Origin of the sequence: Pseudomonas lini (assembly GCF_001042905.1) — a bacterium.
GTDB lineage: Bacteria > Pseudomonadota > Gammaproteobacteria > Pseudomonadales > Pseudomonadaceae > Aquipseudomonas > Aquipseudomonas lini.
In genome coordinates, this window is record NZ_JYLB01000001.1 from 968216 (window position 1) to 993897 (window position 25682).

28 protein-coding genes and 3 pseudogenes are annotated in these 25682 nt (G+C 55.8%); 20 read left to right on the forward strand and 11 right to left on the reverse strand.

From position 1 onward, the window contains the following. Window positions 1–304: 304 nt before the first annotated feature. The 5 genes from TU81_RS04190 to TU81_RS04205 are packed head-to-tail and all read left to right on the forward strand — an operon-like array spanning window position 305 to window position 4560. Complete coding sequence (locus TU81_RS04190) at window positions 305–1282, forward strand: tetratricopeptide repeat protein (RefSeq protein ID WP_038983409.1); 978 nt, start codon at window positions 305–307, stop codon at window positions 1280–1282. Continuing rightward, a complete protein-coding gene (locus tag TU81_RS04195) occupies window positions 1279–2268 on the forward strand; it encodes a tetratricopeptide repeat protein (RefSeq protein WP_053078274.1) in 990 nt (329 codons plus the stop codon). Before TU81_RS04190 ends, TU81_RS04195 begins: the two co-directional genes overlap by 4 nt. 3 nt (window positions 2269–2271) lie before the next feature. Next, a complete protein-coding gene (locus tag TU81_RS30650) occupies window positions 2272–2526 on the forward strand; it encodes a hypothetical protein (RefSeq protein ID WP_231669778.1) in 255 nt (84 codons plus the stop codon). Between the two features lie 10 nt (window positions 2527–2536). After that, window positions 2537–3583: a tetratricopeptide repeat protein gene (locus TU81_RS04200; RefSeq protein ID WP_088500319.1), complete on the forward strand. Its 1047-nt coding sequence runs from the start codon at window positions 2537–2539 to the stop codon at window positions 3581–3583. A gap of 8 nt (window positions 3584–3591) precedes the next feature. Further along, entirely contained in the window at window positions 3592–4560 is a 969-nt protein-coding gene (locus tag TU81_RS04205; RefSeq protein WP_038983410.1) for a tetratricopeptide repeat protein, read from the forward strand. A gap of 137 nt (window positions 4561–4697) precedes the next feature. Here TU81_RS04205 and TU81_RS04210 read toward each other — a convergent pair whose 3' ends face one another. Further along, complete coding sequence (locus TU81_RS04210; protein ID WP_038983411.1) at window positions 4698–4994, reverse strand: hypothetical protein; 297 nt, start codon at window positions 4992–4994, stop codon at window positions 4698–4700. A gap of 504 nt (window positions 4995–5498) precedes the next feature. On the opposite strand from TU81_RS04210, the gene TU81_RS04215 reads away from it, so the two are divergent. Further along, on the forward strand, window positions 5499–5765 hold the full coding sequence (locus tag TU81_RS04215) for a DUF2790 domain-containing protein (RefSeq protein ID WP_048393535.1): 267 nt from the start codon (window positions 5499–5501) through the stop codon (window positions 5763–5765). 90 nt (window positions 5766–5855) lie between these two features. Beyond that, window positions 5856–6254, forward strand: a complete 399-nt coding sequence (locus TU81_RS04220) for a hypothetical protein (RefSeq protein WP_048393537.1) — start codon at window positions 5856–5858, stop codon at window positions 6252–6254. Here TU81_RS04220 and TU81_RS04225 read toward each other — a convergent pair. Continuing rightward, a complete protein-coding gene (locus tag TU81_RS04225) occupies window positions 6251–6520 on the reverse strand; it encodes a DUF1652 domain-containing protein (RefSeq protein WP_048393539.1) in 270 nt (89 codons plus the stop codon). The genes TU81_RS04220 and TU81_RS04225 overlap by 4 nt on opposite strands. A 386-nt stretch (window positions 6521–6906) precedes the next feature. On the opposite strand from TU81_RS04225, the gene eco reads away from it, so the two are divergent. Beyond that, entirely contained in the window at window positions 6907–7389 is a 483-nt protein-coding gene (gene eco / locus TU81_RS04230) for a serine protease inhibitor ecotin (RefSeq protein ID WP_048393541.1), read from the forward strand. A 30-nt stretch (window positions 7390–7419) separates the two neighbouring features. Here eco and ilvA read toward each other — a convergent pair. Continuing rightward, window positions 7420–8415, reverse strand: a pseudogene (gene ilvA, locus TU81_RS04235) (threonine ammonia-lyase, biosynthetic); the annotation flags it as partial. A gap of 291 nt (window positions 8416–8706) precedes the next feature. Here ilvA and TU81_RS04240 point away from each other — a divergent pair. Next, window positions 8707–9042, forward strand: coding sequence for a DUF2834 domain-containing protein (locus tag TU81_RS04240; RefSeq protein WP_038983420.1), 336 nt, complete (start codon window positions 8707–8709; stop codon window positions 9040–9042). 103 nt (window positions 9043–9145) lie between these two features. On the opposite strand, the gene TU81_RS04245 is transcribed toward TU81_RS04240, so the two are convergent. Next, a complete protein-coding gene (locus tag TU81_RS04245; protein ID WP_038983421.1) occupies window positions 9146–10297 on the reverse strand; it encodes a PQQ-dependent sugar dehydrogenase in 1152 nt (383 codons plus the stop codon). A gap of 52 nt (window positions 10298–10349) precedes the next feature. Next, window positions 10350–10709, reverse strand: coding sequence for a hypothetical protein (locus TU81_RS04250; RefSeq protein ID WP_038983423.1), 360 nt, complete (start codon window positions 10707–10709; stop codon window positions 10350–10352). Between the two features lie 214 nt (window positions 10710–10923). Between TU81_RS04250 and ku the strand changes: the two genes are divergently transcribed. Continuing rightward, a complete protein-coding gene (gene ku / locus TU81_RS04255; protein ID WP_048393543.1) occupies window positions 10924–11796 on the forward strand; it encodes a non-homologous end joining protein Ku in 873 nt (290 codons plus the stop codon). Window positions 11797–11943: 147 nt separating this feature from the next. Here ku and lpxO read toward each other — a convergent pair whose 3' ends face one another. Then, a complete protein-coding gene (gene lpxO / locus TU81_RS04260) occupies window positions 11944–12843 on the reverse strand; it encodes a lipid A hydroxylase LpxO (protein WP_048393679.1) in 900 nt (299 codons plus the stop codon). Between the two features lie 400 nt (window positions 12844–13243). Here lpxO and TU81_RS04265 point away from each other — a divergent pair, with 400 nt between their 5' ends. After that, entirely contained in the window at window positions 13244–13450 is a 207-nt protein-coding gene (locus tag TU81_RS04265) for a hypothetical protein (protein WP_032836318.1), read from the forward strand. 82 nt (window positions 13451–13532) lie between these two features. Here the strand turns inward: TU81_RS04265 and TU81_RS04270 are convergent, their stop codons facing one another. Beyond that, complete coding sequence (locus TU81_RS04270) at window positions 13533–13826, reverse strand: excalibur calcium-binding domain-containing protein (protein ID WP_038983425.1); 294 nt, start codon at window positions 13824–13826, stop codon at window positions 13533–13535. 438 nt (window positions 13827–14264) lie between these two features. Here TU81_RS04270 and TU81_RS30655 point away from each other — a divergent pair. The 3 genes and pseudogenes from TU81_RS30655 to TU81_RS04280 form a co-directional block, all read left to right on the forward strand. Continuing rightward, window positions 14265–14548 (forward strand): annotated as a pseudogene (locus tag TU81_RS30655) (site-specific integrase); the annotation flags it as partial. Between the two features lie 12 nt (window positions 14549–14560). Beyond that, complete coding sequence (locus tag TU81_RS04275; protein WP_080772150.1) at window positions 14561–16150, forward strand: ABC-F family ATPase; 1590 nt, start codon at window positions 14561–14563, stop codon at window positions 16148–16150. Between the two features lie 248 nt (window positions 16151–16398). Beyond that, complete coding sequence (locus TU81_RS04280) at window positions 16399–17586, forward strand: MFS transporter (protein WP_048393546.1); 1188 nt, start codon at window positions 16399–16401, stop codon at window positions 17584–17586. A 112-nt stretch (window positions 17587–17698) separates the two neighbouring features. Here the strand turns inward: TU81_RS04280 and TU81_RS04285 are convergent, their stop codons facing one another. Then, entirely contained in the window at window positions 17699–18736 is a 1038-nt protein-coding gene (locus tag TU81_RS04285; RefSeq protein ID WP_038983428.1) for an alpha/beta hydrolase family protein, read from the reverse strand. A 170-nt stretch (window positions 18737–18906) separates the two neighbouring features. Then, window positions 18907–19518, reverse strand: coding sequence for an FMN-dependent NADH-azoreductase (locus TU81_RS04290; RefSeq protein ID WP_038983429.1), 612 nt, complete (start codon window positions 19516–19518; stop codon window positions 18907–18909). A 129-nt stretch (window positions 19519–19647) separates the two neighbouring features. On the opposite strand from TU81_RS04290, the gene TU81_RS04295 reads away from it, so the two are divergent. Further along, on the forward strand, window positions 19648–20556 hold the full coding sequence (locus tag TU81_RS04295; protein WP_038983430.1) for a LysR substrate-binding domain-containing protein: 909 nt from the start codon (window positions 19648–19650) through the stop codon (window positions 20554–20556). Next, complete coding sequence (locus tag TU81_RS04300; RefSeq protein WP_038983432.1) at window positions 20553–20912, forward strand: MmcQ/YjbR family DNA-binding protein; 360 nt, start codon at window positions 20553–20555, stop codon at window positions 20910–20912. The genes TU81_RS04295 and TU81_RS04300 overlap by 4 nt, the downstream gene beginning before the upstream one ends. A gap of 6 nt (window positions 20913–20918) precedes the next feature. On the opposite strand, the gene TU81_RS04305 is transcribed toward TU81_RS04300, so the two are convergent. Together TU81_RS04305 and TU81_RS04310 are read right to left on the reverse strand one after the other, a co-directional pair. Next, a complete protein-coding gene (locus TU81_RS04305) occupies window positions 20919–21350 on the reverse strand; it encodes a DUF1294 domain-containing protein (RefSeq protein WP_038983433.1) in 432 nt (143 codons plus the stop codon). Continuing rightward, entirely contained in the window at window positions 21347–22177 is an 831-nt protein-coding gene (locus TU81_RS04310; RefSeq protein WP_048393548.1) for an undecaprenyl-diphosphate phosphatase, read from the reverse strand. Before TU81_RS04310 ends, TU81_RS04305 begins: the two co-directional genes overlap by 4 nt. A gap of 383 nt (window positions 22178–22560) precedes the next feature. On the opposite strand from TU81_RS04310, the pseudogene TU81_RS31080 reads away from it, so the two are divergent. The 4 genes and pseudogenes from TU81_RS31080 to TU81_RS04325 all read left to right on the forward strand — a co-directional run. Continuing rightward, window positions 22561–23247: pseudogene (locus tag TU81_RS31080) on the forward strand (cache domain-containing protein); the annotation flags it as partial. 123 nt (window positions 23248–23370) lie between these two features. Further along, on the forward strand, window positions 23371–24105 hold the full coding sequence (locus tag TU81_RS31085; RefSeq protein WP_370694699.1) for a methyl-accepting chemotaxis protein: 735 nt from the start codon (window positions 23371–23373) through the stop codon (window positions 24103–24105). Window positions 24106–24337: 232 nt separating this feature from the next. Continuing rightward, entirely contained in the window at window positions 24338–24901 is a 564-nt protein-coding gene (gene pnuC / locus TU81_RS04320; protein ID WP_048393552.1) for a nicotinamide riboside transporter PnuC, read from the forward strand. Next, a complete protein-coding gene (locus TU81_RS04325) occupies window positions 24898–25422 on the forward strand; it encodes an AAA family ATPase (RefSeq protein ID WP_048393554.1) in 525 nt (174 codons plus the stop codon). Before pnuC ends, TU81_RS04325 begins: the two co-directional genes overlap by 4 nt. Window positions 25423–25682 lie beyond the last annotated feature (260 nt).

Sequence of the window (25682 nt, forward strand, 5' to 3'; positions counted from 1 at the left end):
CATTAATCGAGGCCCAGCAACAGTTTGAAGATGCATGCAAAAGCATGAATAAATTTGGCGAGCTCTCAGAAAGCCCAGGGCAAGCGTACTGCGAAAACAAACATAAACTAGACAACTTTATGCAAGACCCCGTATTGAAATACTCTAGACAAGATAGCGACCAGATTCGAGCGATTTATATGAGAGAGAGCAAAAAACTGGGTCAACGCCTAGATGACCTATGTAAACTCGACCTTCATGAAAATAGCTACACCCCCATTAGCACCATAAAATACATCGGCTCATAAATCTCGAGAAACCAAGCATGATTTATTTAAAGTCATTTTTATACACAATATTATTCTCATTCTTCATTAGTTCTAATGCGCTAGCCGCACCTTCACAGCAGCAACTCGAAGAAAAAGAAAAAGGAATTATTCTTTACAACCAGTTCAAGACCATGTCTGCGATCCCTCATCTAAAAGTCGCCGCAGAAGCGGGAGATCATGAGGCACAATATTATCTTGGCGAAGCGTTGCGAAAAGTCAAAAGATACATCACGCCTGAGGCACAGAGCGCTTATGAAGCATCTGCACTTCAAGGCGATATATATTCAATGATCAGACTTTCTGGAAACAAGAACGATCTTTGCGTTGTTATGAAGAACTGTCCCGAAGGTCGAAAAGAACCAACTGAATGGAGAAAAATGGCCTTAGATGCTGCTGAAAAAGAAGCAGCCAAAGGAAACGCCGAGGCCATGTACCTGATGTTTCGCCTAACTGGTGACGACAAATGGCTAGAGCAATCGGCCGAGAAAGGGTACGCCTTCGCACAATATTACCTTGCAACTGGGTACCGTGATGGAAAGGGATTTTTCCTGCTTCCATCAAGCAGAGCAGAAGTCGTTGAGCGCTTAATGAAATCATCTGCTGAAGGCGGCTACCCCTTAGGCATGATGGGATATGTAGAGGCTCTTGCGCACAAAAAAGATTTTGAAGAACTCAGGTTCTGGAACGAAAAGGCAGCCAAAGCTGGATACGCAAGTGCTGTATTCGGATATGGTTCATATTTATCTAAAAACCCATCAGAGTTCGGATTCCCTTATGATCCGGTAAAGTCATATGCGTTGATTTTTATGCTGCTTGAACTTGACGGTGGTGGCGGCATGCAAGATTACGCAAACGACATACTCCCTGAAATTGCAGCAAAACTAACTCCTGAACAAATCGAACAAGCAAAGCAAATGTCGAAAGAATGGAAAGCAACACACCCGCCGCTCTCATATTTCCCAGATAAACTATGAAGCAGCGATCAGCAAGAACATTTTGCTTTATAGCCTTTCTCTTAGCAGGAATATCCTTACCAGTTTGCGCGCAGCTTACGAGCGAGCAGCAGTCTGCTAAGAGTCAAGGCACTGAGCTTTACAATCAGCTCAAGGGGGCTTCCGCACTTCCCTACCTACAAATCGCCGCCACAGCCGGCGACAGCGAAGCTCAATACTATCTAGGCGAAGCAATACGAAAAAACAAACGATATATCGATGCAGCAGCCAAAGAAGCCTACGAGGCTTCTGCTGAGCAAGGTAATATTTACTCAATGATTAGACTTGGCCAAATGGGAGGTGATCTTTGTGCAACTATGAATAACTGCCCAAAAAGCCAAAAAACCCCTGTGGAATGGCTGACAAGCGCAAAATCATTGGCAACTGAAGAAGCTGCACAGGGCAACGCAGAGTCGATGTATTTGATGTACGAGATTACCGGTGATAAAAAGTGGCTTGAACAATCAGCGGAAAATGGTTTCGCACTATCGCAATATTTATTGGCAACCGATTATCGTGAAGGAGGAGGATTTTTTCTATTGCCTTCAAGTCGGGCAGATGCAGTTGAACGCTGGATGAAAGCATCTGCGGAAGGTGGTTACCCTAGGGGAATGACTGGACTGGCAACAGCCCTATTCGAAAAAAAAGACCTTGAAGGCGCCAGAAACTGGACCGAACGGGCTGCTGCCACAGGATATGTGGAGGCCATTTTTAACTACGGCTACTATTTATCAGGAAAAAACTCCGATTTCGGATTCCCGGTAGATTTTGTGAAGTCGTATGCCTTGCTTTCGCTTTTTCTGGAACTTGATGGCGGCGGCGGCGCTAAAGAAGATGCAGAATATGTCATATCGAAAATCAGAGAAAAAATAAATAAAGCTCAATTAGACGAGGCAGATACTTTTGCGGCCAACTGGAAAAAAACTCACCCCGCTCTTTCATTTTTCCCTTTCAAACTAAGCCGCTAATCCATGAAACGAACATTAGCCATTGCTATTATTTTGATAATTTCAGTGGGAGCACATGCACAGACTTTCACAGATCTGCAGCAAGCTAAAAGGCAAGGCATTACACTTTGTGGAGGCGGCATGCAAGAGTTTGCAAAAGACGAACTTCCTGAAATCGCTGCTAAAATGACAGATGAGCAGATCGAGAAATCGAAAAAAACTCTGACCGAATGGAAAGCAACCCGCCCTCCGCTGTCGTTCTTCCCTGACAAACTATAAAAATAATGTCATGAAAATCTCTCTATTTGTCGCTTGCCTTGCAATCGGTACTTTCTCACAAGTCGGCGCTGGGCAACTTACTATTCAGCAACAGACGATCAAACCACAAAAGCCGCTACTGACGGAAAAACCCAAATCAGTAGAAGCGATGGTTTCTTTCAACCCGCAATCTGCCAAAATACAGGGCATTACGCTTTACAATCAATTCAAAACGATTTCGGCAGTGCCATTCCTTGAGTTAGCAGCCCAGGTAGATGATCACGAAGCACAATATTATCTAGGCGAAGCCATTCGAAAAAACAAAAAATATATGACCTCTGAAGCGCAGAGCGCTTATGAAGCATCGGCCCTCCAAGGCGACATATACTCGATGATAAGGCTTGCAGGAGAGAAGAATGATCTCTGCGTAGAGATGACCAACTGTCCAAAAGGTCGAAAGGAGCCAGGCGATTGGGGAAAAATGGCTTTAGATGCTGCTAGCGTAGAAGCTGCGAAAGGAAACGCAGAAGCCATGTACCTAATGTTTATAGTTACCGGCGATGATAAATGGCTGGAAAAATCCGCCGAAAACGGGTACGCATTTGCGCAATACTTTTTAGGGGTAAGCTATCGTGAAGGGCGGGGCTTTTTTCTACTACCATCGAATCGGGAAGAGGTTGTTGAACGCTTAATGAAATCTTCCGCAGAAGGAGGTTACCCTCAAGGCATGTTGGAATACGGAGCAATCCTAGCGGAAAAGAAAGACATGCAAGGGTTTAGACTCTGGAACAAAAAAGCGGCAGAAACTGGATACGCGACTGCAATTTTTGGATATGCATCAAACTTAGGAAAAGAATCATCTGAGTTTGGATACACCTACGACCCGATCAAGTCCTATGCATTACTTCACCTTCTGCTTGAGTTAGATGGTGGCGGCGGAATGCCCGACTATGTGAACTATGTACTTCCTGATATTTCCGCCAAGATGACTCCCGCTCAAATAGAGAAAGCAAAAATACTCTCTAAGGAGTGGAAAGAATCTCACCCACCACTATCCTTCTTCCCCGACAAGCTATGAGTTAACAAATGAGAGTGTATTTTTTCGTAGCCCTTTTTGCGATCGGAATATCTTCCGAGGTTTACGCTCAGTTTACTTCGGACTTGAATTCAGCCAAAGCGCAAGGCATCACACTTTATAATCAATTCAAAGCTGCCTCGGCAGTGCCATTCCTGGAATTAGCAGCCCAAGCAGGGGATCATGAAGCCCAGTATTATCTGGGCGAAGCGCTGCGAAAAAAGAAAAGGTATATTACACCTGAGGCACAGAGCGCTTATGAAGCTTCTGCACTTCAAGGCGATATATATTCAATGATCCGGCTTTCCGAAAATAACAACGATCTTTGCGTTGTTATGAAAAACTGTCCCGAAGGTCGAAAAGAACCAACTGAATGGAGGAAAATGGCCTTAGATGCCGCTGGAAAAGAAGCGACCAAAGGAAACGCCGAGGCCATGTACCTGATGTTTCGCCTAACTGGTGACGACAAATGGCTTGAGCAATCGGCCGAGAAGGGGTACGCCTTCGCCCAGTATTACCTGGCAACTGGGTACCGTGATGGAAAGGGATTTTTCCTGCTTCCATCAAGCAGAGCAGATGTAGTTCAGCGCCTAATGAAAGCATCTGCTGAAGGTGGCTACCCTCCAGGTATGATGGCGTATGTAGAGACACTTGCGAAAAAAAACGATCTTGAAACACTCAGATTCTGGTACGAAAAGGCTGCCAAATCTGGATACGCAAGTGCTGTTTTCGGATATGGTTCGTATCTATCTAAGAACCCTTCAGAACTCGGATTTTCTTATGAGCCTGTAAAATCATACGCCTTGATTTCCACCCTGCTTGAACTTGATGGTGGTGGCGGCTTGTTAAAATATGCCAAAGAATTATTGCCTGAAATTGCAGCAAAACTAACTCCTGAACAAATCGAACAAGCAAAGCAAATGTCGAAAGAATGGAAAGCAACACACCCGCCGCTCTCATATTTCCCAGATAAACTATGAAGCGAGGAAAGCCTATTGAAAGGTCACCTGATTGAGCCTGCATCAACCAGGTGACAGCAAAGTAGTAGAACAGGACGAGTTGATCATTTCAGTCAATTCAAAACCGTAACGCTACTTCCCTTCCTTACAGCTCGACCTCAGACCGGCGCCTTCCACCCCATCATCCGCTGCTGAGCAACCGTCAACAGATCGCAACCATCCTGAGTCAGCAGATAAAGTGCATGGGTAATGTGCGGAATGTCCTGAACATCGCCATGCTTGAAGCATTGACAGTGGAGCGTTTCAAGCAACTGGCTGGAAGCGCGGATGCGCTGTAATGCGGCTTCGAGAATGTCTTGGGGATTGGCTTCTGTGTCGATCACCAAGGGGGTTGAGTCGGTAATGCTGCTTTTGATTGAACGGTAGCGTTCGGGGAGTGGATTTATCGTTGGCATAGTAATTACTCGGCATAATTAGTAATCGCCAGCACCGTGACCAAACGATGGGTGGCGGCTGTGCACAGGCTTGGTCAACCGATAACGCCAAATCGGCTCGCCCGAAGGCGTCCCGCACACAGCCGCCATTACAACGCAAGACGAGACGTAGAAGTCCGCAGTGCGAATGAGGGCACAAATATGTGCGACGTTATCAGGTGACCAAACCTGTTCGCTGATTTTGCAGCGATGCCAAACAGTAATCGCTACAAGCCAAGCGCCGAAAGACGACAAGGCGCCCAAGCTTGTAGGATCGAGCCGAAGCTCCCTCAGTTTTTTTACCTACATGAAACCTCTGTCAGAAACCTCCTCACGACAGGCGGCATGCAACCCGGTTAACCATCGCTTAACCCCACGGTCCAAAGCTTTACTGGACCGCACGCCCTCAGCCCCGTCTGACGCCCAGTGCGGCAGGTTCGACGTTCTTCAGTCGAACTGGATTTCCCCCTGCACTGGAGCCCCATCATGAACATGCGAACACTACTGATAACCACCACCCTCGCCTGCACCGCGTTCGCAGGTTTCGCTCAGGCCAACGAGACGTCCTCCCAGGCCGTGCCTTATCACTACGGCATGCCGCTGCATGTGGGCAAGGTCATTTCCATGACCGAGCCGTCGACGCTGGACTGCAAAGTGGTCACGGCCAACATGAAATACGTCGATAGCGTCTCGGGCAAGCCTGCGGAAATCACCTACCTAAAATTTTCTGACGCGTGCAGTTATCAGAACTGACAGAAGATTCTGATTCGGCACTTGGCGGTAGGCCTGTGAGGGTTCAGACGCTATGCTTTGGCGTCTCCCTCACTGCCGAAAGGATTCGCCATGCAGATCTCGTTTCGCACGCTGTCGACGTTCACTGCCGCGCTTTGCTTTCTGCTGGCGCTGGTCTGGGGTTTGATGCCGCAATGGTTGCTGGCGATCTGGGGTATCGAGTATTCGTCCGGGGCGGGTTTTATCGCCAGGCGCAGTGCGGTGCTGTTCGGCGCGTTGGGAGTGATGTTTTATCTCGTACGGCAGGCACCGCCCTCGGCGGCGCGAAGCGCGATGTGCAGCGGCTTTATGGTGGGGTGTTTCGGTTTGGCGGCGCTGGGTCTCGGCGAATGGCTCAATGGTCATGCCGGGCCGGGTATTTTGCTGGCGATCCTGGTGGAATTGGCGCTGGGGCTGGGGTTTATCCAGACCCGGCGCGTATCGGTCGAACTGGGTGAAACGGCCGGTTAATGGGCTTTTGACGTCGGGTGCAACAGTTGGCTATGCCTGTTGTGCTCAAGGTCGGTGCGTAACTCGGCGATCAGGTTATTGATCTCCCGACACCCGTTCAGGCGCTGGGCGTCTATGCCGGTGACGCACAGGTCGAGATGGTCAGTCTCGACGTCCGAATACACCTTGACGGTCATCGACAGGTCCGGCGACAGCGTGCATTGACAGCGTTTCGGGAGAAAACTGCTTTCAACGATATTGCGTAGTTCCAAGGCAGAAAGAAACATGGCCACCCTCTCGCTTTGTGAGATTGCCAATCAAAAATCAATGTCGGTCGGAGCTCAGATCGCCCGTTCTTTTCGTCAGTGCGGGTTTCATCGTTCCAACGTCCGACCGTTTTCTTGTTTCAGCGCTGACTCAACAGGGATCGCGGTCAGCTCAAGACAGCTACAGCATAAAACATGCCCAGGATTTCGCTCTGCGCCTCGTCGGCAAATCAAGGGTTTGATGCGGGTGCAATAAAGTGACTCGTGCAAAATGCAAGAAAGGTCTGTTTCAAGGCCTGCATTTTGCAAACACCCCGATGGCGGGTTTGCATTGGGTGAGGACGGCAGTGAGAATACGGCCCATCCATTCAGTATCCGCTGACCCCACACACACGCAAGGAGGCATCATGGGTGCTTTGCCGCTTAACAGGACCGTCGGGCTGATAATTGCCGTTTTTTCGTCCGTCGCCCACGCCGCAACCCTCGAAGACGTCGCGCCGTATCCCAAGCCCGAGAGCGGTTTTACCCGCCAGGTCATTCACCTCGCCCCGCAACAACAGGAAGAGGGTTATGAAATCGAGATTCTGGCCGGCAAGACCCTGACCGTCGACTGCAACCGTCAGCGCCTGGGCGGCATGCTTGAGGAAAAGAACCTTGAAGGGTGGGGTTACCCGTATTACCGGCTGGAAAACGTCATCGGCCCGATGAGTACGCGGATGGCCTGCCCGGATGGCAAGAGCAAAAAGGACTTCGTGCCGGTGGTCGGTGACGGTTTCAAGCTGCGCTACAACAGCAAGCTGCCGATCGTGCTTTACGTGCCCAAGGACGTCGAAGTGCGCTACCGGATTTGGTCGGCGTCGAGCCGCATCGAGAAAGCCGTTCAGGAATAACCGCACCAGCCCTCACGCCGACACGCCGCTCAACGCGGCGCGCTCGGCCACATGCCGCAAACTGTCGAAATTAATGTTCGCTCCGGAATCGATAGCCACCAAGGTCTGCCCCCGTGCGCCGGTGCGTGCCACGTACTGCTTGATCCCCGCTACAGCCAAGGCGCCGGAAGGTTCGGTGATCGAGCGGGTATCGTCGTAGATATTCTTGATGGCGGCGCAGAGTTCGTCGTTGCTGACGGTCATTACCTCATCGACGCAAAACCGGCAGACCTCGAAACCATGGGCGCCGATCTCTGCGACGGCCACGCCATCGGCGAAGGTGCCGACAGTTGGCAGCACCACCCGTTCGCCGGCCTGCAATGCAGCCTGCAAGCAGGCGGAATGCTCCGACTCGACGCCGATGATGCGGATTTCAGGGCGCAGGTATTTGACGTACGCGGCAATGCCGGCGATCAAGCCACCACCGCCCACCGGAATGAAGATCCCGTCCAGCGGCCCTTGGTGCTGGCGAAGGATTTCCATGGCGACGGTGCCCTGCCCCGCGATTACGTCCGGGTCGTCGAAAGGCGAGATAAAGGTGCGACCGGTTTGCCGCGCCAGATCCAGCGCATAGTCCAGGGCAAACGGAAAACTCTCGCCGTGCAACACCGCATCGGCTCCCCGACTGCGGACACCCAGCACCTTCAGTTCCGGTGTCGTGCAGGGCATGACGATGGTTGCGGCAATCCCCAGTTCGCGCGCCGCCAACGCTACGCCTTGGGCATGATTGCCCGCCGAAGCCGTGATCACGCCAAGAGCCTTCTGTTCATCGCTCAGGTGCACCAGTTTGTTGTAGGCGCCGCGGATCTTGAAGGAAAACGTCGGTTGCAAGTCTTCGCGCTTGAGCAGGACCTGATTGCCCAACGCCTCGGACAAGGCCGGTGCCGCTTGCAACGGCGTGCGCACAGCGAGTTCGTAAACCGGCGCGGCAAGGATCTTTTTCACGTAGTGCCCAAGCAAGCTCTGCTGGGCGGGGGTGCTGTTCATGGTCGTCTCCTTGGTATCCGGGTTTACGCGGTCGGCGTAGGAGCTGCGGGCGCCCGGTAAGCTCAAAACCCAGGAGACAGAAAGTAAAAACCCGCCTCTAGGGCGGGTTGGGTGCTGCAGTCGTGAGCTAGCCCGCCAAATAAGGAATGGCGGTAATAATGCTTGGCTGGCAGCGCAATACGGTGGAAGTCATGGCTGGAAATTAGCCGGACGCTGATGGCAAGTCAATGGCCAATTTTCAAGGGCCGCTGTAAGCTGGCGATTCTGCTCATTGTCCCAAGGAAGGAAACCATGAAGTCTGTCGCCCTGCCCCTCATTGCTCTGCTCGCCTTCGCCGGCTACACCGTTTCGGTGATGCTGCAGGCCGAGCAGTCGTTGCTCGACTTCGGCATCAGCCTGATGTCGCGGCCCGATACCGCACAAGTGGTGATCGATTTGTACTTGCTGGCGACGCTTGCCGGTATCTGGATGTACCAGGATGCGCGCAAGCGCGGGCAGTCGGGGTTGTCGGTGGTTCCCTATCTGTTGGTGACGGCGATTTTTGTGTCGGTGGGGCCGTTGTTGTATCTGGTGGTGCGGGGGCTTCAGGAGTGGAAAACATCCGTCAGCGCGGCTCAAGAAGTCTGATCCAGGTTTGGTAGGAATGCATCATTACGGCAAGGCAGCATGCCTCAATGCCAGTAAGTCAAGCCACGCTCCCACAGGATTCTCGTCGCTCAAATTTCTTAACTTACTTCAACCCAACCTTGTACAGCACACCGTCCTCTTCATCAGTCAGTACATACAGATACCCATCCGGCCCCTGCCGTACATCGCGAATCCGTTTGTTGAGTTCACCGAGCAACCGCTCTTCGTGAACAATTTTGTCGCCATCGAATTGCAGGCGGATCAACTCCTGACTCACCAGCGCGCCGATAAACACGCTATGTTGCCAGGCCTTGAAGCGATCACCGTCATAGAAGGCCATGCCGCTCAGGCCGGGGGAATTTTCCCAGACATGGTGCGGGCCCACGGTGCCTTCGGCGGTTTCGCCCTTGGCTTCCGGGACCGGCAGGCCGGAATAGTTGATGCCGTGGGTTGCCATCGGCCAGCCGTAATTTTTGCCGCGTTCGATGATGTTGATCTCATCGCCGCCTCGGGGGCCGTGCTCGTTTTCCCAGAGCGTGCCACTCCAGGGATTGAGTGCCGCGCCTTGCGGGTTGCGTTGGCCGTAGGACCAGATTTCCGGGCGAACGCCTTTTTGCCCGACAAAGGGATTGTCCTTCGGCACCTTGCCGTCCGGATAGAGCCGCACGATCTTGCCTTGCAGTTTGTCGAGGTCCTGTGCCGTGGGCCGGTCGTTATTCTCGCCCAAGGTGATGAACAGATAACCGTCGCGGTCGAACACCAGTCGCGAGCCGAAGTGATTGCCAACCGATAGCTTGGGCTCCTGACGGAAGATCACGTTGAAATCCTTGATCGCCGTCAGGTCCTCGGACAGTCGTCCACGACCGACCGCCGTGCCGGCCTTGCCGCCTTCACCGCCCCCTTCGGCGTAAGACAGATAGACCATGCGGTCTTGCTTGAAATCGGGCGACAACGCCACATCGAGCAATCCGCCCTGCCCCTTGGCCCAGACCTGAGGCACGCCATTAAGCGGACCCGAGAGTTTGCCGTCGGCGCTGACCAGCCGCAGGTTGCCGGGCCGTTCGGTCACCAGCATCCCTTGGCGGTCGGGCAGAAACGCCAGCGCCCAGGGATGTTCCAGGCCTTTAACGATCGGCGTGAGCTCAAGGGTGCCCTGCTCGCTTTTTATATCCTGTGTCGGCGCCGCGAAAACGGGCGCCGTGACTGTAAATAATGCGCTGGCACAGAAAGTGGCCAAGAGGGTTTTACGCAACATGCACGATTCCTTTTGTCGTCAAAAATGGCTGGCAAGATCTCTGTCCTGCCGTTCAACGGTAGTTGCGATCCGAGTCCCGGGGCGGTGGATTGGGAATGAATTTCGGTTGGCTGGTGGGTGCCTGTCGATCTTGCGGATAGCGGTTGCCGATACCGCCGTTATCGAGCGTTGGCGGTCGTGGCACAGGCACCGTGTTCGGCCCGCGAATCACCGGGATGCCGGGTTGGGTGCCTTGCATGCTGTTGGGATTGGCCCGGCGAATCGGGCTGTTGTAGGGATTGTTGTTGGTGCTGCCCGGCAGGTTCTGCGCCAGCAGCAAGGGCGAGGACGGCGATGCGGCGTCTGCCAAAGCCAAAGGACTTAGCACGCCACTCAATGCCAGTGCGAGGACGCCGAGCACACATTGGTTCATGGGGACCTCTCTAAATGAGCGTGCCATGCTTCATGGATGAATAGAGCCACGCTACGCCCAGGGTCCGGATTTGTTAACCAAAACCTGCTCCACAAGATGTAACACGAGTTAACCGCACCGCCGATCCGCCCGCAGGACCGGGCCGCCGACGACTGAAACTTTTGCTCGGGCCCATAGGTCACCTGAACATCAATCGACTGACGAGAGCACGACGATGGCACGGGCAATCTGGAAAGGCGCAATCAGTTTCGGTCTGGTGCACATCCCCGTGGCGCTGGTCTCGGCAACATCTTCCCACGGGGTGGATTTCGATTGGCTCGACAGCCGCAGCATGGAGCCGGTGGGCTATAAGCGCGTCAACAAAGTCACTGGCAAGGAAATCAGCAAGGAGCACATCGTCAAAGGGGTCCAGTACGAAAGGGGGCGTTACGTGGTGCTTAGCGAAGAGGAGATTCGTTCGGCCCATCCGGTGTCGACCCAAACCATCGACATCTTTGCCTTTGTCGACAGCGAGCAAATCCCCCTGCAAAACATCGATACGCCTTACTACCTGGCCCCGGATAAACGCGGCGGCAAGGTCTATGCGCTGTTGCGCGAAACCCTCAGCAAAACCAACAAGGTCGCCTTGGCCCGCGTTGTGTTGCATACCCGCCAGTACTTGGCCGCCCTCATGCCGTTGGAGTCAGCCATGGTGCTGGTGAAACTGCGCTGGCCCGCCGAAGTGCGCAGCCTTGCTCAACTGGAACTGGGCAGTGAAGTGACCAAGCCGGATCTGGCCAAAGGTGAGCTCGACATGGCCAAACGGCTGGTGGAGGACATGAGTGCCGACTGGACGCCCGAGGAGTACCGCGACAGCTTCGAAGACAAAATCATGGCGCTGGTCGATACGAAGGCTCATGAAGGCAAGATCGAAACCGTGGAAACCGTTACCGGTGAAGAGGAGCGCAAGACGGCCGATGTCATCGATCTGACCGAACTGCTCAAGCGTAGTCTTGGTGGCAAGGGGGGCGGTAAAACGGCCAGCAAACCGGCCACCAAAGCCAAATCTACTGCGGAGAAAAAAAACACGAAACGGTCCAGCGGCTGAGCGACTCCTGGGACATCCATAAGTTTTGCGGTGGAAATACCGGCCTCTTCGCGAGCAAGCCCGCTCCCACATTGGATCTGGGTCGTTCACAGGACCAATGTGGGAGCGGGCTTGCTCGCGAAGGCGTCATACGCCTCAACACCTAACTCAGATCAAAACAAAAATCGCCAGCAACCCAGCAAAAACCGCCCATTTCTCCAGGTAGTAGCGAGTGCGGTTACGCTTCTTGAGCGCTTTGCCGCGCAGGCGAATCTTGTAGATTTTGGCGAACAAGCGGTTGATACCACCGACCTTGTCGCCGGCATCGTTCGGCGCACCCGCCGCCGCCATCACCGTGCGGCTGAACCAGCGGTTGAACGCCGTCGCCCAGCGATACTTCATCGGCCGCTCAATGTCACAGAACAGGATGATGCGGTTTTGCGCAGTGGTGTTTTCGGCGTAATGAATGAAGGTCTCATCGAACATCACCGCTTCGCCGTCGCGCCAATGGTAGTTCTCACCGTCGACATTGATGTAGCAACCGGCATCGTTCGGCGTTTCCAACCCCAAGTGATAACGGTACGAACCAGCATACGGATCGCGGTGACGGACCAGCTTCGAACCCGGCGGCAGTTCGGCGAACATCGCGGCCTTGATCGAGGCGATGCTTTGCACCAGTTCAGTGGTACGCGGGCAGAGCTTTGCGGCCGACGGGTGACTGTCGCCGTACCATTTGAGATAGAAACGTTTCCAGCCACTTTTGAAAAACGAATTGAAACCAACGTCGTCGTACTGATTCGAACGCTTGATCTCCCCAGCCTTGAGCAGATTCAGGCCTTCGGCGCGAATCTCTTCCCAATGAGCCTGCAAAGGGCTCAAGTCGGGAAAGTCTGCCGGATTGAGATAAGGCTTATTGGGTGTTTTCGAAAACAGATAAAGGAAGCAATTGATCGGTGCCAGAAACGTCGAGTGGTCGCTCAGTTGACGGCCAAATTTGTGGCGCACCTTACCGCGTAAGTGAACATACGCAATGGAGATGACATAAATAGCGGCAATGATAAGTTTCACGAAAATCGTCACACGTCAGAAATGAACAAACTGCGTCCCGATGGCGCGTTCTTGAGCCATGCCGTCGGTCGGCATGGGGTCGAAAGATGGCATTTTAGCCACACTTTGTAACTAATAGTTAACCTTCAACTGTGAAAATGTGTCCACGGATACCGCCAAAGCGCCGACGACCCAACATAGGAATGCACAGTAACGCGAACCGCCCACCCGATAGTAGCCACCTGCCACGCCACCATTCGTCGCATATGAAAATCTGGTGCGGAATACGCAACATGTCTGGCGTAGGCTTTGCACCGGTCGGACGTAGCAGCCCCGGAACGACGTAATTCTGACGCGGCGGCAATTAAATTAACACTTAAGGACTCCAGCGATACGCTTGGTCAGTCACCGGAGATGTAACGTGTCAACTCTCAATGAAATCGCAGCGAACCACGCGAGAATGGCTAAGGCAAAAGAAGAAGAGTCGACCGGACTGAATGAGCGGCACCTTCAAATAGTGGGAAGTTTCGAAATCCCATCTATCGATGAACAACAACACATTCCACTGCACCTCATTACTGGAGGGCAGGACAACCATCTCGGACAAGCCGCTGGCTACTTGCTCTGAGTCTCGACCTGGTCAGTCGCCGGCTTGTCGCACGCCGTTCAACGTGCGGCAAAGCCAGACTTTCCCGCTGAGCGACAAATAGTCATTGGCACCACTGCGACTCACAGGGGATTGCGTCGTTGTCGCCGTCCATTTTCATTCCTGGGCAATTTTTCAGAAAGTTTTTGGCCTCTGCGCACGAGGTCATCTGCGAACAATATTTTCGCCCATCACATTTGAATGGCGCTGAAACAGGCTTCGGCGCAGTCACGACGATAGAGACTTCTTTAGAGACTTCTTTGGGATTCGATAGTTGAACTGCAGCCCAGGACTGTAGTTCAGGGGAAAGCTTCCAAGCCAACAGACCAACAACGAGCATCACCAAAATCAGTTTCATTTTGATCCCATCCATGATGAGAGACTGTTTGCGTTCTCACGTTGCCTGCTTTCCAGCGTAACCCATTTATCCACTCACAGCGGGGGATGGCGGGTAAGAAGCGCGCCTTGGGTCAGGGGAGTATCTGCGAGCCGCTATCAGGTGATGGTCAGCGGTGATGACAACGAAACGCCAGCGCGCCCGGAAACCCGGCCCCTGACGAAGAAGAATAGACCCCTTCCCACCTTCTGCTGTCACGCATGGCATGGAGAGATGAGTCTGAATGGGTGCCCACCCTGACCAAGTGCTGGCCATTCAGCAATCCATCTGAAACACACGAGGCCGGGCAAGCGGTGCTGACTTTACCCAGAGCCACGCCAAGTGTCCCGAACACAACGCTGAACAAAAATAACATTGAGGTGGCCTCTGAGTTTCCCGGCCTATCCAGGATGAGCCCTCCTCAGACAGACCCCGGTTCTGCACAAACCGTGGCCGAACCTCAAAGAAGCGTGCGACACGTTATCGCCCACCGTACAACTGCCGTCACACTTATGCGACAATATGCGCAATGTCTGGCATGAATCCCGCCTTTTTGCCCAACAGCTTGGACACAGCGTCCAGATGCTGCTCTCGACTTATGCGCGCTGGTTGAACTCTAGCGGTGACTGGGGAGAGATGGAGTGAATCTCCAGAATGTCCCAGGAATGGCCCAAGCGCCAAATGCGCAGCTCGCAACCCATTGATAGGTAAAGTAATTGATCTCCACAGCTAACATCACGATGCAGTTCGGCGCCAAGCCGCTATTCGAAAACGTTTCGGTCAAATTCGGCGCCGGTAACCGCTACGGCCTGATCGGTGCCAACGGTTGCGGCAAGTCGACCTTCATGAAAATCCTCGGTAACGACCTCGAGCCGTCCGGCGGCCAGGTCATGCTCGAGCCGAACGTGCGTCTGGGTAAATTGCGCCAGGACCAGTTCGCCTACGAAGAATTCACCGTGATCGACACCGTGATCATGGGTCACGAAGAACTGTGGAAGGTCAAGGCCGAGCGCGACCGCATCTACTCGCTGCCGGAAATGACCGAAGAAGACGGCATGGCCGTGGCCGAGCTGGAAACCGAATTCGCCGAAATGGACGGCTACACCGCCGAATCCCGTGCCGGCGAGTTGTTGCTGGGCCTGGGTATTGGCATCGAGCAGCACTTCGGCCCGATGAGCGAAGTGTCCCCGGGCTGGAAACTGCGCGTATTGCTGGCGCAGGCACTGTTCTCCGATCCTGAAGTGCTGTTGCTCGACGAACCGACCAACCACTTGGACATCAACACTATCCGCTGGCTGGAAAACATTCTGACCCAGCGCTCCAGCTTGATGATCATCATCTCCCACGACCGTCACTTCCTGAACAGCGTGTGCACCCACATGGCTGACCTGGACTACGGCGAGCTGCGCCTGTTCCCGGGCAACTACGACGAGTACATGACCGTGGCGACCCAGTCCCGCGAGCAACTGCTGTCGGACAACGCCAAGAAGAAAGCGCAGATTTCCGAGCTGCAATCGTTCGTCAGCCGCTTCTCGGCCAACGCCTCGAAAGCCAAGCAAGCGACCTCCCGAGCCAAGGCGATCGACAAGATCCAGCTGGCCGAAGTCAAGCCTTCGAGCCGTGTCAGCCCGTTCATCCGTTTCGAACAAACCAAGAAGCTGCACCGTCAGGCGGTCATCGTCGAGCGCATGGCCAAAGGTTTCGACGGCAAGACCCTGTTCAAGGACTTCAGCTTCCAGGTTGAAGCCGGCGAGCGCGTGGCGATCATCGGCCCGAACGGTATCGGTAAAACCACCCTGCTGCGCACCCTGGTCAACGAACTGACCCCGGATGCCGGTACCGTGAAGTGGACCGATGCCGCGGAATTGGGCTACTACGCCCAGGACCACGCTCACGACTTCGAAGACGACTGCAACCTGTTCGACTGGATGGGCCAGTGGACCCAGGGCGGCGAGCAAATCGTTCGCGGCACCCTCGGTCGCATGCTGTTCTCCAACGACGAGATCCTCAAGTCGGTCAAGGTCATCTCCGGTGGTGAGCAAGGTCGCATGCTATTCGGCAAGCTGATCCTGCAAAAGCCGAACGTGCTGATCATGGACGAACCGACCAACCACTTGGACATGGAATCCATCGAGGCGCTGAACCTGGCGCTGGAGAACTACCCGGGCACGCTGATCTTCGTCAGCCACGACCGTGAGTTCGTATCGTCCCTGGCCACCCGCATCATCGAGTTGAGCGCCGACGGCGTGATCGACTTCAGCGGCACCTATGACGACTACCTGCGTAGTCAGGGTGTTTTGATGTAAGACGGCTGCAAGCTTCAAGTGAAAAGCCCTGTCCTGGTGACGGGGCTTTTTGTTTCGAACAAAAAGATCAAAAGATCGCAGCCTTCGGCAGCTCCTACACCGACCGGGTACACTCGCGATATTGCGACGTACTCATCAGCTGTAGGAGCTGCCGAAGGCTGCGATCTTTTGATCGTTAGCCTGCTTCCTTTTACTCCCCACCCGCGCCATGATGCAGTTCTCCTACCGCCGCCCGCGAAAGAGCTCTCATGCCTGTGCAGCAGCTGCCCCCGCAAAGCTCCATGGCGATCACCCTGCAGATCGTCTCCATCGTTTTCTATACCTTTATTGCCTTCCTCTGCATCGGCCTGCCGATTGCCGTGTTGCCCGGGTATGTGCATGAACAATTGGGGTTCAGCGCTATCGTGGCGGGGTTGACTATTGGTTCGCAATACCTGGCCACCCTGCTCAGCCGGCCCATGGCCGGGCGTCTGTCGGACAGCATCGGTACTAAACGGGCGATTGTTTACGGCTTGTCGGGGATTGCCTTGAGCGGCGTGCTGACATTGCTGTCGACCCTGCTGCAAGGTGTACCGTTGTTGAGCCTGATCATCCTAATCGCCGGCCGGTTGTTGCTGGGCATCGCTCAAGGGTTGATCGGGGTCGGCACGATCAGTTGGTGCATGGGCCAGGTCGGTGCCGAGCACACGGCGCGTTCGATTTCCTGGAACGGCATCGCCTCATACGGCGCCATCGCCATCGGCGCGCCGCTGGGCGTGGTGATGGTCGCTGAACTGGGGTTCGCCAGCCTCGGGATCGCGCTGTCGTTGCTGGCCCTGCTGGCCCTGCTGTTGATCCGCAATAAACCTTCAGTGCCGGTGATTCGCGGTGAACGTCTGCCGTTCTGGGCGGTGTTCGGCCGCATTGCTCCCTTCGGCGCGAGCCTGAGCCTGGCGTCCATCGGTTACGGCACGCTCACCACATTTATTACCCTGTATTACGTCAGCCTTGGCTGGACCGGCGCAGCTTATTGCCTGACGGTATTCGGGGTCTGCTTCATTCTGGCGCGACTGTTGTTCATCTCCAGCATCAGCCGTTTCGGTGGCTTCACCTCGGCTATCGCCTGCATGACCATTGAAACCGTCGGGCTGATCCTGCTGTGGCTGGCGCCCTCGACGGGTTACGCCTTGATCGGCGCAGGGCTGACCGGGTTCGGCCTGTCGCTGGTGTATCCGGCGCTGGGAGTGGAAGCGATCAAGCAAGTGCCCAATTCCAGTCGCGGAGCGGGTTTGAGTGCTTATGCGGTGTTTTTCGATCTGGCGCTGGCGATTGCCGGACCGCTGATGGGCGCAGTGGCGTTGAACCTGGGGTATTCGTGGATTTTCTGTAGTGCGGCGTTGTTGTCGATAATCGGGCTCGGTTTGACCTTATTACTGAAACGCCGGGCGATGACCTGATATCCACCCGATCTGTAGGAGCTGCCGAAGGCTGCGATCTTTTGACGTTGCTTTTAAGAACAAGATCAAAAGATCGCAGCCTTCGGCAGCTCCTACATGGACCGCATTGAATTTATTGATCCGCGGTTTGCATGCCGGCGCGGGTGGGTTTGCCCAAGGCATGGGAGAAGAACCGTCCGGCTTCGGAAATCATGTTGCGGTGAATGTCCTTGCGGTCGACGCCGTCGGCATCGGTACACAGTGCCGGCATGGTGGCGATCTGTTCTTCGTTGCACGGTGCCATGAATACGAAGTGCCCTGCCCCGGCCAGCAATTTGAAGTCCGGTGCGGTCGGCAGTTTGCGCGCAAGCGCTGCTGCATTTTTGTCGAACGCCACCAGTTTGTCGCCATCGCCGCTGTACAGCAGCACCGGCACATGCACGTCGGCCAGGGTATGGCGGCCGAACTTCAGGCTCAACGGCGCCATCAGCAGCAAGGCATGCACGCGCGGGTCCGCCACTGGCTGCAAGTCATCACGATCGACGATCAGTTCGCCTTGCGTGTTGCAGGCATCGTGATCATCCGGGCGCTCCTGGCAATAACGGCGCAGGCGATCCAGATCCGGGGTGGCGCCGGACAGAATCAGCGCAGTCTCACCGCCCGCCGAATAGCCAATCACCCCGACCTGCTGGGCATTGACGAAAGGCGCGAGCATCCGGTCGCCCAAGGTTGCGGTAATGGCTTCGGAAATCTGGATCGGCCGCCCATAAAGGTTGCTCAAGGTGCCGAGGCGGCTGTGGTCTTTGGAGTTGTCGCCGGGATGGATCACCGCCACTACCACAAAGCCCTTGCGTGCCAATGAGGTGGCGAGGTCGTGCAGGGCCAGCGGGGTTCCGGTGTTGCCGTGGGACAGCATCAGCATCGGGAAACGTCCGATGGCGACTTTGGTGTCTTCACCCGCTTCGACCGTGTAGCCCTCGAGCGTGCTGGAGTGTTCCTTTTCACTGGACGGGTAAAACGCGATGGCGCGCATCGGCTGCAAGTCCAGCGGATCAAGGAAGGTCATCTCATGGAAACCGACGCTCCAGTGAGGATGTGGCGCAGACGCGGCGTGCACCAAACCCAGACTGCCGAGCAGGCAAATCAGTAGCGTTGCACAAAGACGCACCATGGGATGCCCCCACCCTGTTACCTGACGGCAGATATTAGCCCTCGACTGCATAACCTGGGCCAGAAACGGATAACCGCCAGATACAAAAAACTCCGTACCTGGCCATCACGATGACCAGAATACAGAGTTTCAGGGGTATTGCCCGAGCTGTTTACGACTTTACGCAAGCCTTACGCGGCCGCGAACAATTGCTCGCTGATGTGCGCCTGAGCGTCGCTCATGGCTTTAGTGCGCACTTCATCACCGTAGGCCAGGCCATGGGCGCGGACGAACTCGATGTCGGTGATGCCGAGGAAACCAAACAGCACTTTCAGATAATCTTCGTGCGCAACACCGGTCGCTTGACCGGCATGCAGACCGCCGGCAGTCGAAACGATCACGACTTTCTTGCCGCCGCACAGGCCTTCAGGGCCGGCTTCGGTGTAGCGGAAAGTCTGGCCGGCCACGGCGATGCGGTCGATCCAGGCCTTGAGTTGGGTCGGGATGGTGAAGTTGTACATCGGCGCGGCAATCACGACCGCATCGGCGGCGAGGAATTCGGCCAGGGCCTGCGCGCTCAGATCGGCTTCGTGCTGTTGCGCGGCGTTGCGCAGTTCAGCGGCGGTGCCGGCGGCGACCAGGGTGGTGGCGGAGAAATGGCTGATGGCATCGGCGGCCAGGTCGCGGTAAGTCACCACAACGCCAGGCTCGGCGGCTTGCCAGGTTTTGACGACTTCGCCGCTCAGCTGACGGGAAGCCGAGTTGTCACCCAGAATGCTCGAATCGATATGCAGTAATTTCATGTGGGATCTCCAAGGTGAGGACCGCCACCGGCGATCTGATGGAGACAATCCTACCGACGAAACCAATAGATGATTAGTCGGCAACAATGCGATAGTTTGTCCCACTGATAGAACAGTCGAGCTTAAACCATGCAAGATCTCAACGACCTCTACTACTTCGCCAAGGTGGTCGAAGCTGGTGGTTTCGCAGCGGCCGGGCGTTTGCTGGGGATTCCCAAGTCGCGGTTGTCTCGACGCATCGCCGAGCTGGAAGAACGCCTGGGCGCGCGCCTGCTGCAACGCACCACCCGCCAACTCAACCTGACCGCCGTGGGCGAGCGTTACTTGCGCCATTGTCAGGCGATGCTGCTGGAAGCCGAGATGGCCGACGAAGCGGTGGCCAGCATGTCCAGCGAGCCCCGGGGACGCTTGCGAGTGTCCTGTCCCGTGGGATTGGCTCACCAAATGCTGCCTGGGGTGATCAGTAAGTTCCTGGAGAAATTCCCTCAGGTTCAACTGGACGTCATGCTACTCAACCGTCGGGTTGATCTGGTGAACGAGGGCATCGACGTCGCCTTGAGAGTGCGGGATCTGGGTGATGAAGATCCATTGCTAGTCACCCGCCGCCTGCGTCAGGCCCAAATGCTGTTGGTTGCCAGCCCTGGATTTCTGCTCGGCCGTGAAATCAATCATCCTGAAGACCTTAAAAACCTGCCCGTGCTCGGCGCCCTGGAAGCCGACCGCATGGTGCACATCCGCCTGCTTGATCAACTGGACAAAAGCTACGAGCTGAATCTCGAAGCGCGATTGGGCTGCGAAGATTTCATCGTGCGCAAAGCCTGCACCCTCAGCGGCCAAGGCTTTACCATGTTGCCGATGATGTATTGCGAGCAGGAGTTGGAGAACGGCTCGCTGGTGCAATTATTGCCCGACTGGTCATTGCCGGGCGGCTGGCTGCAAGCCGTCTACCCTCATCGACGCGGGGTGATGCCAGCCGTGCGTGCCTGGATCGACCATTTGATCGAATCATTCAATGCGTGCGGGGACAGACTGTTATGAAAGCGGGACGAATGAGCGAAGAGGACGTCGCGCAATACTGCCTGGCGTTGCCCGGTGCGCGGGAGGATTACAAGTGGGGTGGCGTGCGGGTGTTTTCGATTGCCGGGAACAAGATGTTCGCCTTGCAGAACCTGCGGGGACAGTCCCTGGCTTTCAAGGTCGACAAAGATCTGTTCCTGGGCCATTGCGACCGGCCGGGCATTCACCCGGCGCCGTATCTGGCCCGGGCCCAGTGGGTCATTATGGACACGCCCTACCCGCTGGGCACCGAAGAGCTGCAAGGTTTGCTGCAACGTTCCCACCAACTGGTGGTGAGCAAATTGCCCAAGCGCACGCAGGTCGGCTTGCTGCTTTAAAGTGCGTTAAAACAACGCAAACAGGTTAGCGCCAAGAAACAGCTGATCGATCCAGAACACCTGATGCATCAGCACGATGAGCCAGAACACCAACTGAAACGAGACTTTGCGGGTCTTGTGTCGAAACGCTTGCTGGGCCAGCAAGGCACCCGGCCAACCGCCCGCCAGCTCCACCGCGTGCAAGACGTTCTCCGGCGTGCGCCAACTGTCGGCGCGGGCCTTGTGCTTGTCGCTCCAGTACAGGAAAAACGCCAGCACGCTGACGATGCCGTAGGCCGCCAGGGGAATCATCGACACCCCGTGCAGCCATAGCGACACCGAGCCAAACAACGGCACTGCGCACAGCGCAACGAATACCAGCAGTTTCAGCCGCAGGTTCTGAATGGCGCCCCCGGACTTGCGTCCGGGGGTATTGTTGCGCGCACTGGAATCGTTCATGGCTTGACCGCTGTCCAGTCGACCCAGCCGAATTGCCAAGTGGCCAGGATCACCAGACCGAACGCAATGCGATACCAGGCGAATGTCGCGTAGCTGTGGCTGGCGATGAATATCAGCAAGGCCCGAACGGCGATCATCGCAAAGATGAAGGCGGTGATGAAGCCAATGGCGAACACTGGAAAATCAGCCGGCACAAACAGATTGCGGTATTTGTAGCCCGAGTACACCGCCGCGCCGACCATGGTTGGCATGGCGAGGAAGAACGAGAACTCGGTGGCCGTCTTGCGCGACAACCCGAACAGCAAGCCGCCAATGATCGTCGAACCGGAGCGCGAGGTCCCCGGAATCATCGCCAGGCACTGGGCGAAGCCGACTTTCAACGCGTCTTTCCAGGTGATGTCATCAACGCTTTCAGCATGCACTTCATGCTGGCGACGTTCAGCCCACAACATGACGATCCCGCCCACGACCAATGCGGTGGCCACGGTAATCGGGTTGAACAGGTACTCATGAATCAAGTCGGCGAAAATCACCCCCAATACCACGGCCGGCAGGAAGGCAATCAACAGGTTCGCGGTAAAGCGTCGGGCACTGGGCTGTGTCGGCAAACCGATGACCACGTCGAAGATCTTGCGGCGAAACTCCCAGACCACCGCCAGGATCGCCCCGAGCTGAATGATGATGTTGAAGGCCATGGCCCGCTCGCCGCCGAAATTGAGCAAGTCCGCCACAATGATCTGGTGCCCGGTACTGGAAATGGGCAAGAACTCCGTCAGCCCTTCTACAACGCCTAAAATCAATGCCTGAAAGGCCGTCCAAAGATCCATCAATCCCCCAAGAAGCAATACCCCCAGGCATGCTCCGTTAATATTTTTTGAGCGTTCACTGCGATCAGCGTAGCTGACATCCCGCGCGCACAAAGATCCCCACAAAACCGTAAAAAATCCGTGAAAAACAAACGGAAACTCAGGTTTTTACGCGCGGGGCCGAAATCCTATCAGACACGCCTCATTTACGCTGCCGCGTAATAGGACCTGAGTCGGATAGGCCCGATCGGCAAAGTGTGGTTGGATGCTGGCGATCGATTATTACAAGAACAAGAATCCGGAGTAACAGCGTTATGAACAGCTTGCGCAGTGTGTCGATCAGCCGACGCTTGTGGCTCATCTTGATCGTGGCCGTGGTGATGCTATTGACCTTGGGCGTGTTGATGCTCAAGCAGATTCACGACGATCTCTATCAGGCCAAGGCCCAAAAGACCCAGCACGTGGTGCAGACCGCCAGTGGCATCCTCACCTACTATCACGGTCTGGAAACCGCCGGCACCCTCACCCGCGACGCCGCGCAAAAACAGGCACTGAACGCCGTGCGCGGTTTGCGCTACGACCAGAATGACTATTTCTGGATCAACGATCTGACGCCGGTCATGATCATGCACCCGACCAATCCGAAACTTGATGGCCAGAATCTCTCGACGATCCGCGACCCCGACGGTTTCGCGCTGTTCAACGAGATGGTCGCCATCGCCAAGGCCAAGGGTGCCGGCATGGTCGATTACCGCTGGCCAAAACCGGGCGCCAGCGCGCCGGTGGAAAAAACCTCCTACGTGAAACTGTTCGAGCCTTGGGGTTGGGTGATCGGTTCGGGCGTGTACATCGATGACATGCAGGCCGAGTTTTATGCGCAGGTCTGGAAAGCCTCTTTCGTAGGCTTGGTGATTGCCCTGATCATGGCACTGCTGGTGATCATGATTGCCCGCAGCATCGTGCGCCCGCTCCAGGAAACCGTGAACGCCATGGCCAACATCGCCAGCGGTGAAAGCGACCTGACCCGCAGCCTCGATACCCACGGCCAGGACGAAGTCACGCAACTGGCCCGGCACTTCAACGCCTTCACCGCAAAACTGCGCCTGGTGATCAGTCAGCTGCAAGTGTCCGCTGGCGCGCTGGGCCAGTCTTCCAGCGAACTGGGCAACGATGCCGCGCAAGCCCAGCAACGCAGCCAACAGCAATCCCAACAAATGGAACTGGTGGCAACCGCGATCAACGAAGTGACCTACGGCGTGCAGGACGTGGCCAAAAACGCCGAGCACGCGGCCAGCGAAATGCGCAATGCCGAGTCTCAGGCGCAACAGGGCCAAGTCAATATCGACGGCAGCCTGCAGCAGATCGACAAGCTGTCTTCGACCATCGATCAAGCCGTGGAAGTGATTCGTACGCTGGCCGACGAAAGCACGCAAATCGGCAGCGTTCTGGAAGTGATCCGCTCCATCGCCGAGCAAACCAACTTGCTGGCCCTCAACGCCGCCATCGAAGCCGCTCGGGCCGGCGAGCAAGGTCGCGGCTTTGCGGTGGTTGCCGATGAAGTGCGCTTGCTGGCCCAGCGCACTCAGAAGTCCACTGCAGAAATCCAGTCAATGATCGAACGCCTGCAAAGCCATTCCGAAGCGGCGGTCAAGGTGATTGGTGACAGCAGCCGTGCGTCGCAACTGACCATCGAGCAGGCCGGCCTGGCGGGCGCCAGCCTGAATGCCATCGGCCAGGCCTTGCGCAACCTCAACGGGTTGAACGCCTCGATTGCCAGCGCGACCTTGCAACAGGCCCATGTGGTGGAAGACATCAATCAGAACGTCACCCAGGCAGCCGGGTTGTCCCACAGCACGGCACTGGCGGCCGAACAGTCGAGCGTGGCCAGCGTTCATCTCAAGGAATTGAGCGAACAGCTGAACGGGTTGCTGAAGCAGTTTCGGGTGTAACTCCGTCCCAGCATCCCCGCTGTCCCCTGTGGGAGCGAGGCTTGCCCGCGAAAGCGGTGTGTCAGGCGACATCAATATTGACTGTGCCGCCGCCTTCGCGAGCAAGCCCGCTCCCACAGGGATTGCGTTTGACCCGACTGACATTGGCAACCCTCTTTCCCCACAACAAGCCCATTCCCCACAATCCGGGTACAATTCACCCCCCTCATTTTTACGACACCAAGGAACCTCCATGTCCGGGCTTGAACTGTTTGCTGCCGCCCTCGGCGTGATTGCCGTCTGGTTGACGGTCAGACAGAACCCTTGGTGCTGGCCGATCGGCCTGGTCATGGTGCTGCTGTATAGCTGGGTCTTTTTCGAGGTGAAGCTGTATTCGGACATGCTGCTGCAAGTGGTCTACGCCGGTTTGCAGATCTACGGCTGGTGGCAATGGACTCAGGGGAGCGCGACTCATGGCAAGCGGCATGTCACCCTGCTCGATGGCAAATCCGTTGCGCTCGGGCTGGCCGTCGGCGCAGTCGGCAGTTTGCTGCTGGGCGCCGCGATGGCCCACTGGACCGATGCCGCCCAGCCCTGGCTGGATGCGGCGCTGACCGGCTTCAGCCTGGTGGCGCAGTTATGGATGGCGCAAAAACGTCTGCAATGCTGGCCGCTGTGGATCGCGCTGGACATCATTTTTGTTGGCCTCTTCGTCTATAAAGCGATGTACCTCACCGCCGGCCTCTACGGTTTATTCGCACTGCTGGCGGTGCACGGCTGGCGGACATGGCGCGCCGACCCGGCGTTGCGCACATGAAAGTACTGGTACTCACAGGGCCTGAATCCAGCGGCAAGAGCTGGCTGGCCGCCGAACTGCAACAGCAATTCGGCGGCGCGCTGGTGGGCGAATACGTGCGCTGGTTCATTGAGCAGGAGGCGCGAGACACCTGCCCGGCCGATATCCCCGAAATCGCTCGCGGTCAGCTGCAATGGGAGGACGACGCCCGCGCCCTTGGGCCACCATTGCTGATTCTCGACACTCACTTGCTGAGCAACATGCTCTGGAGCCAAACCCTGTTTGGCGATTGCCCGGCCTGGCTCGAACAGGCGCTGCTGGCTCGGCACTATGACTTGCACTTGCTGCTGTCGCCCGAGCAGGTCGACTGGACCGATGACGGTCAGCGTTGTCAGCCCGAGCTGGATGAGCGTCGGGCTTTTTTCAACGCCACTCAGGCATGGCTGGAGCAGCATCAACAGCCTGTTCAAGTGCTTCAGGGCGATTGGACTGAACGTCGGCTTCAGGCATTGCAAGCCGTCGCGTTACTGCTCGAGCGCTGATCTTCCTTATCGGAACCAACACCAAATCCCTGTGGGAGCGGGCTTGCCCGCGATAGCGGTGTATCAGGCAGAATCAATGTTGACTGTGCCACCGTCATCGCGGGCAAGCCCCAATGCCAGTCAGTTAAGCGCAATCCATGTGGGAGCGGGCTTGCTCGCGAAGACGGCGGCACAGTAAACATTGATGTTGCCTGACCCACCGCTTTCGCGAGCAAGCCCGCTCCCACAGGTTTCGCACCTTAACTGACTGGCATTAGGGC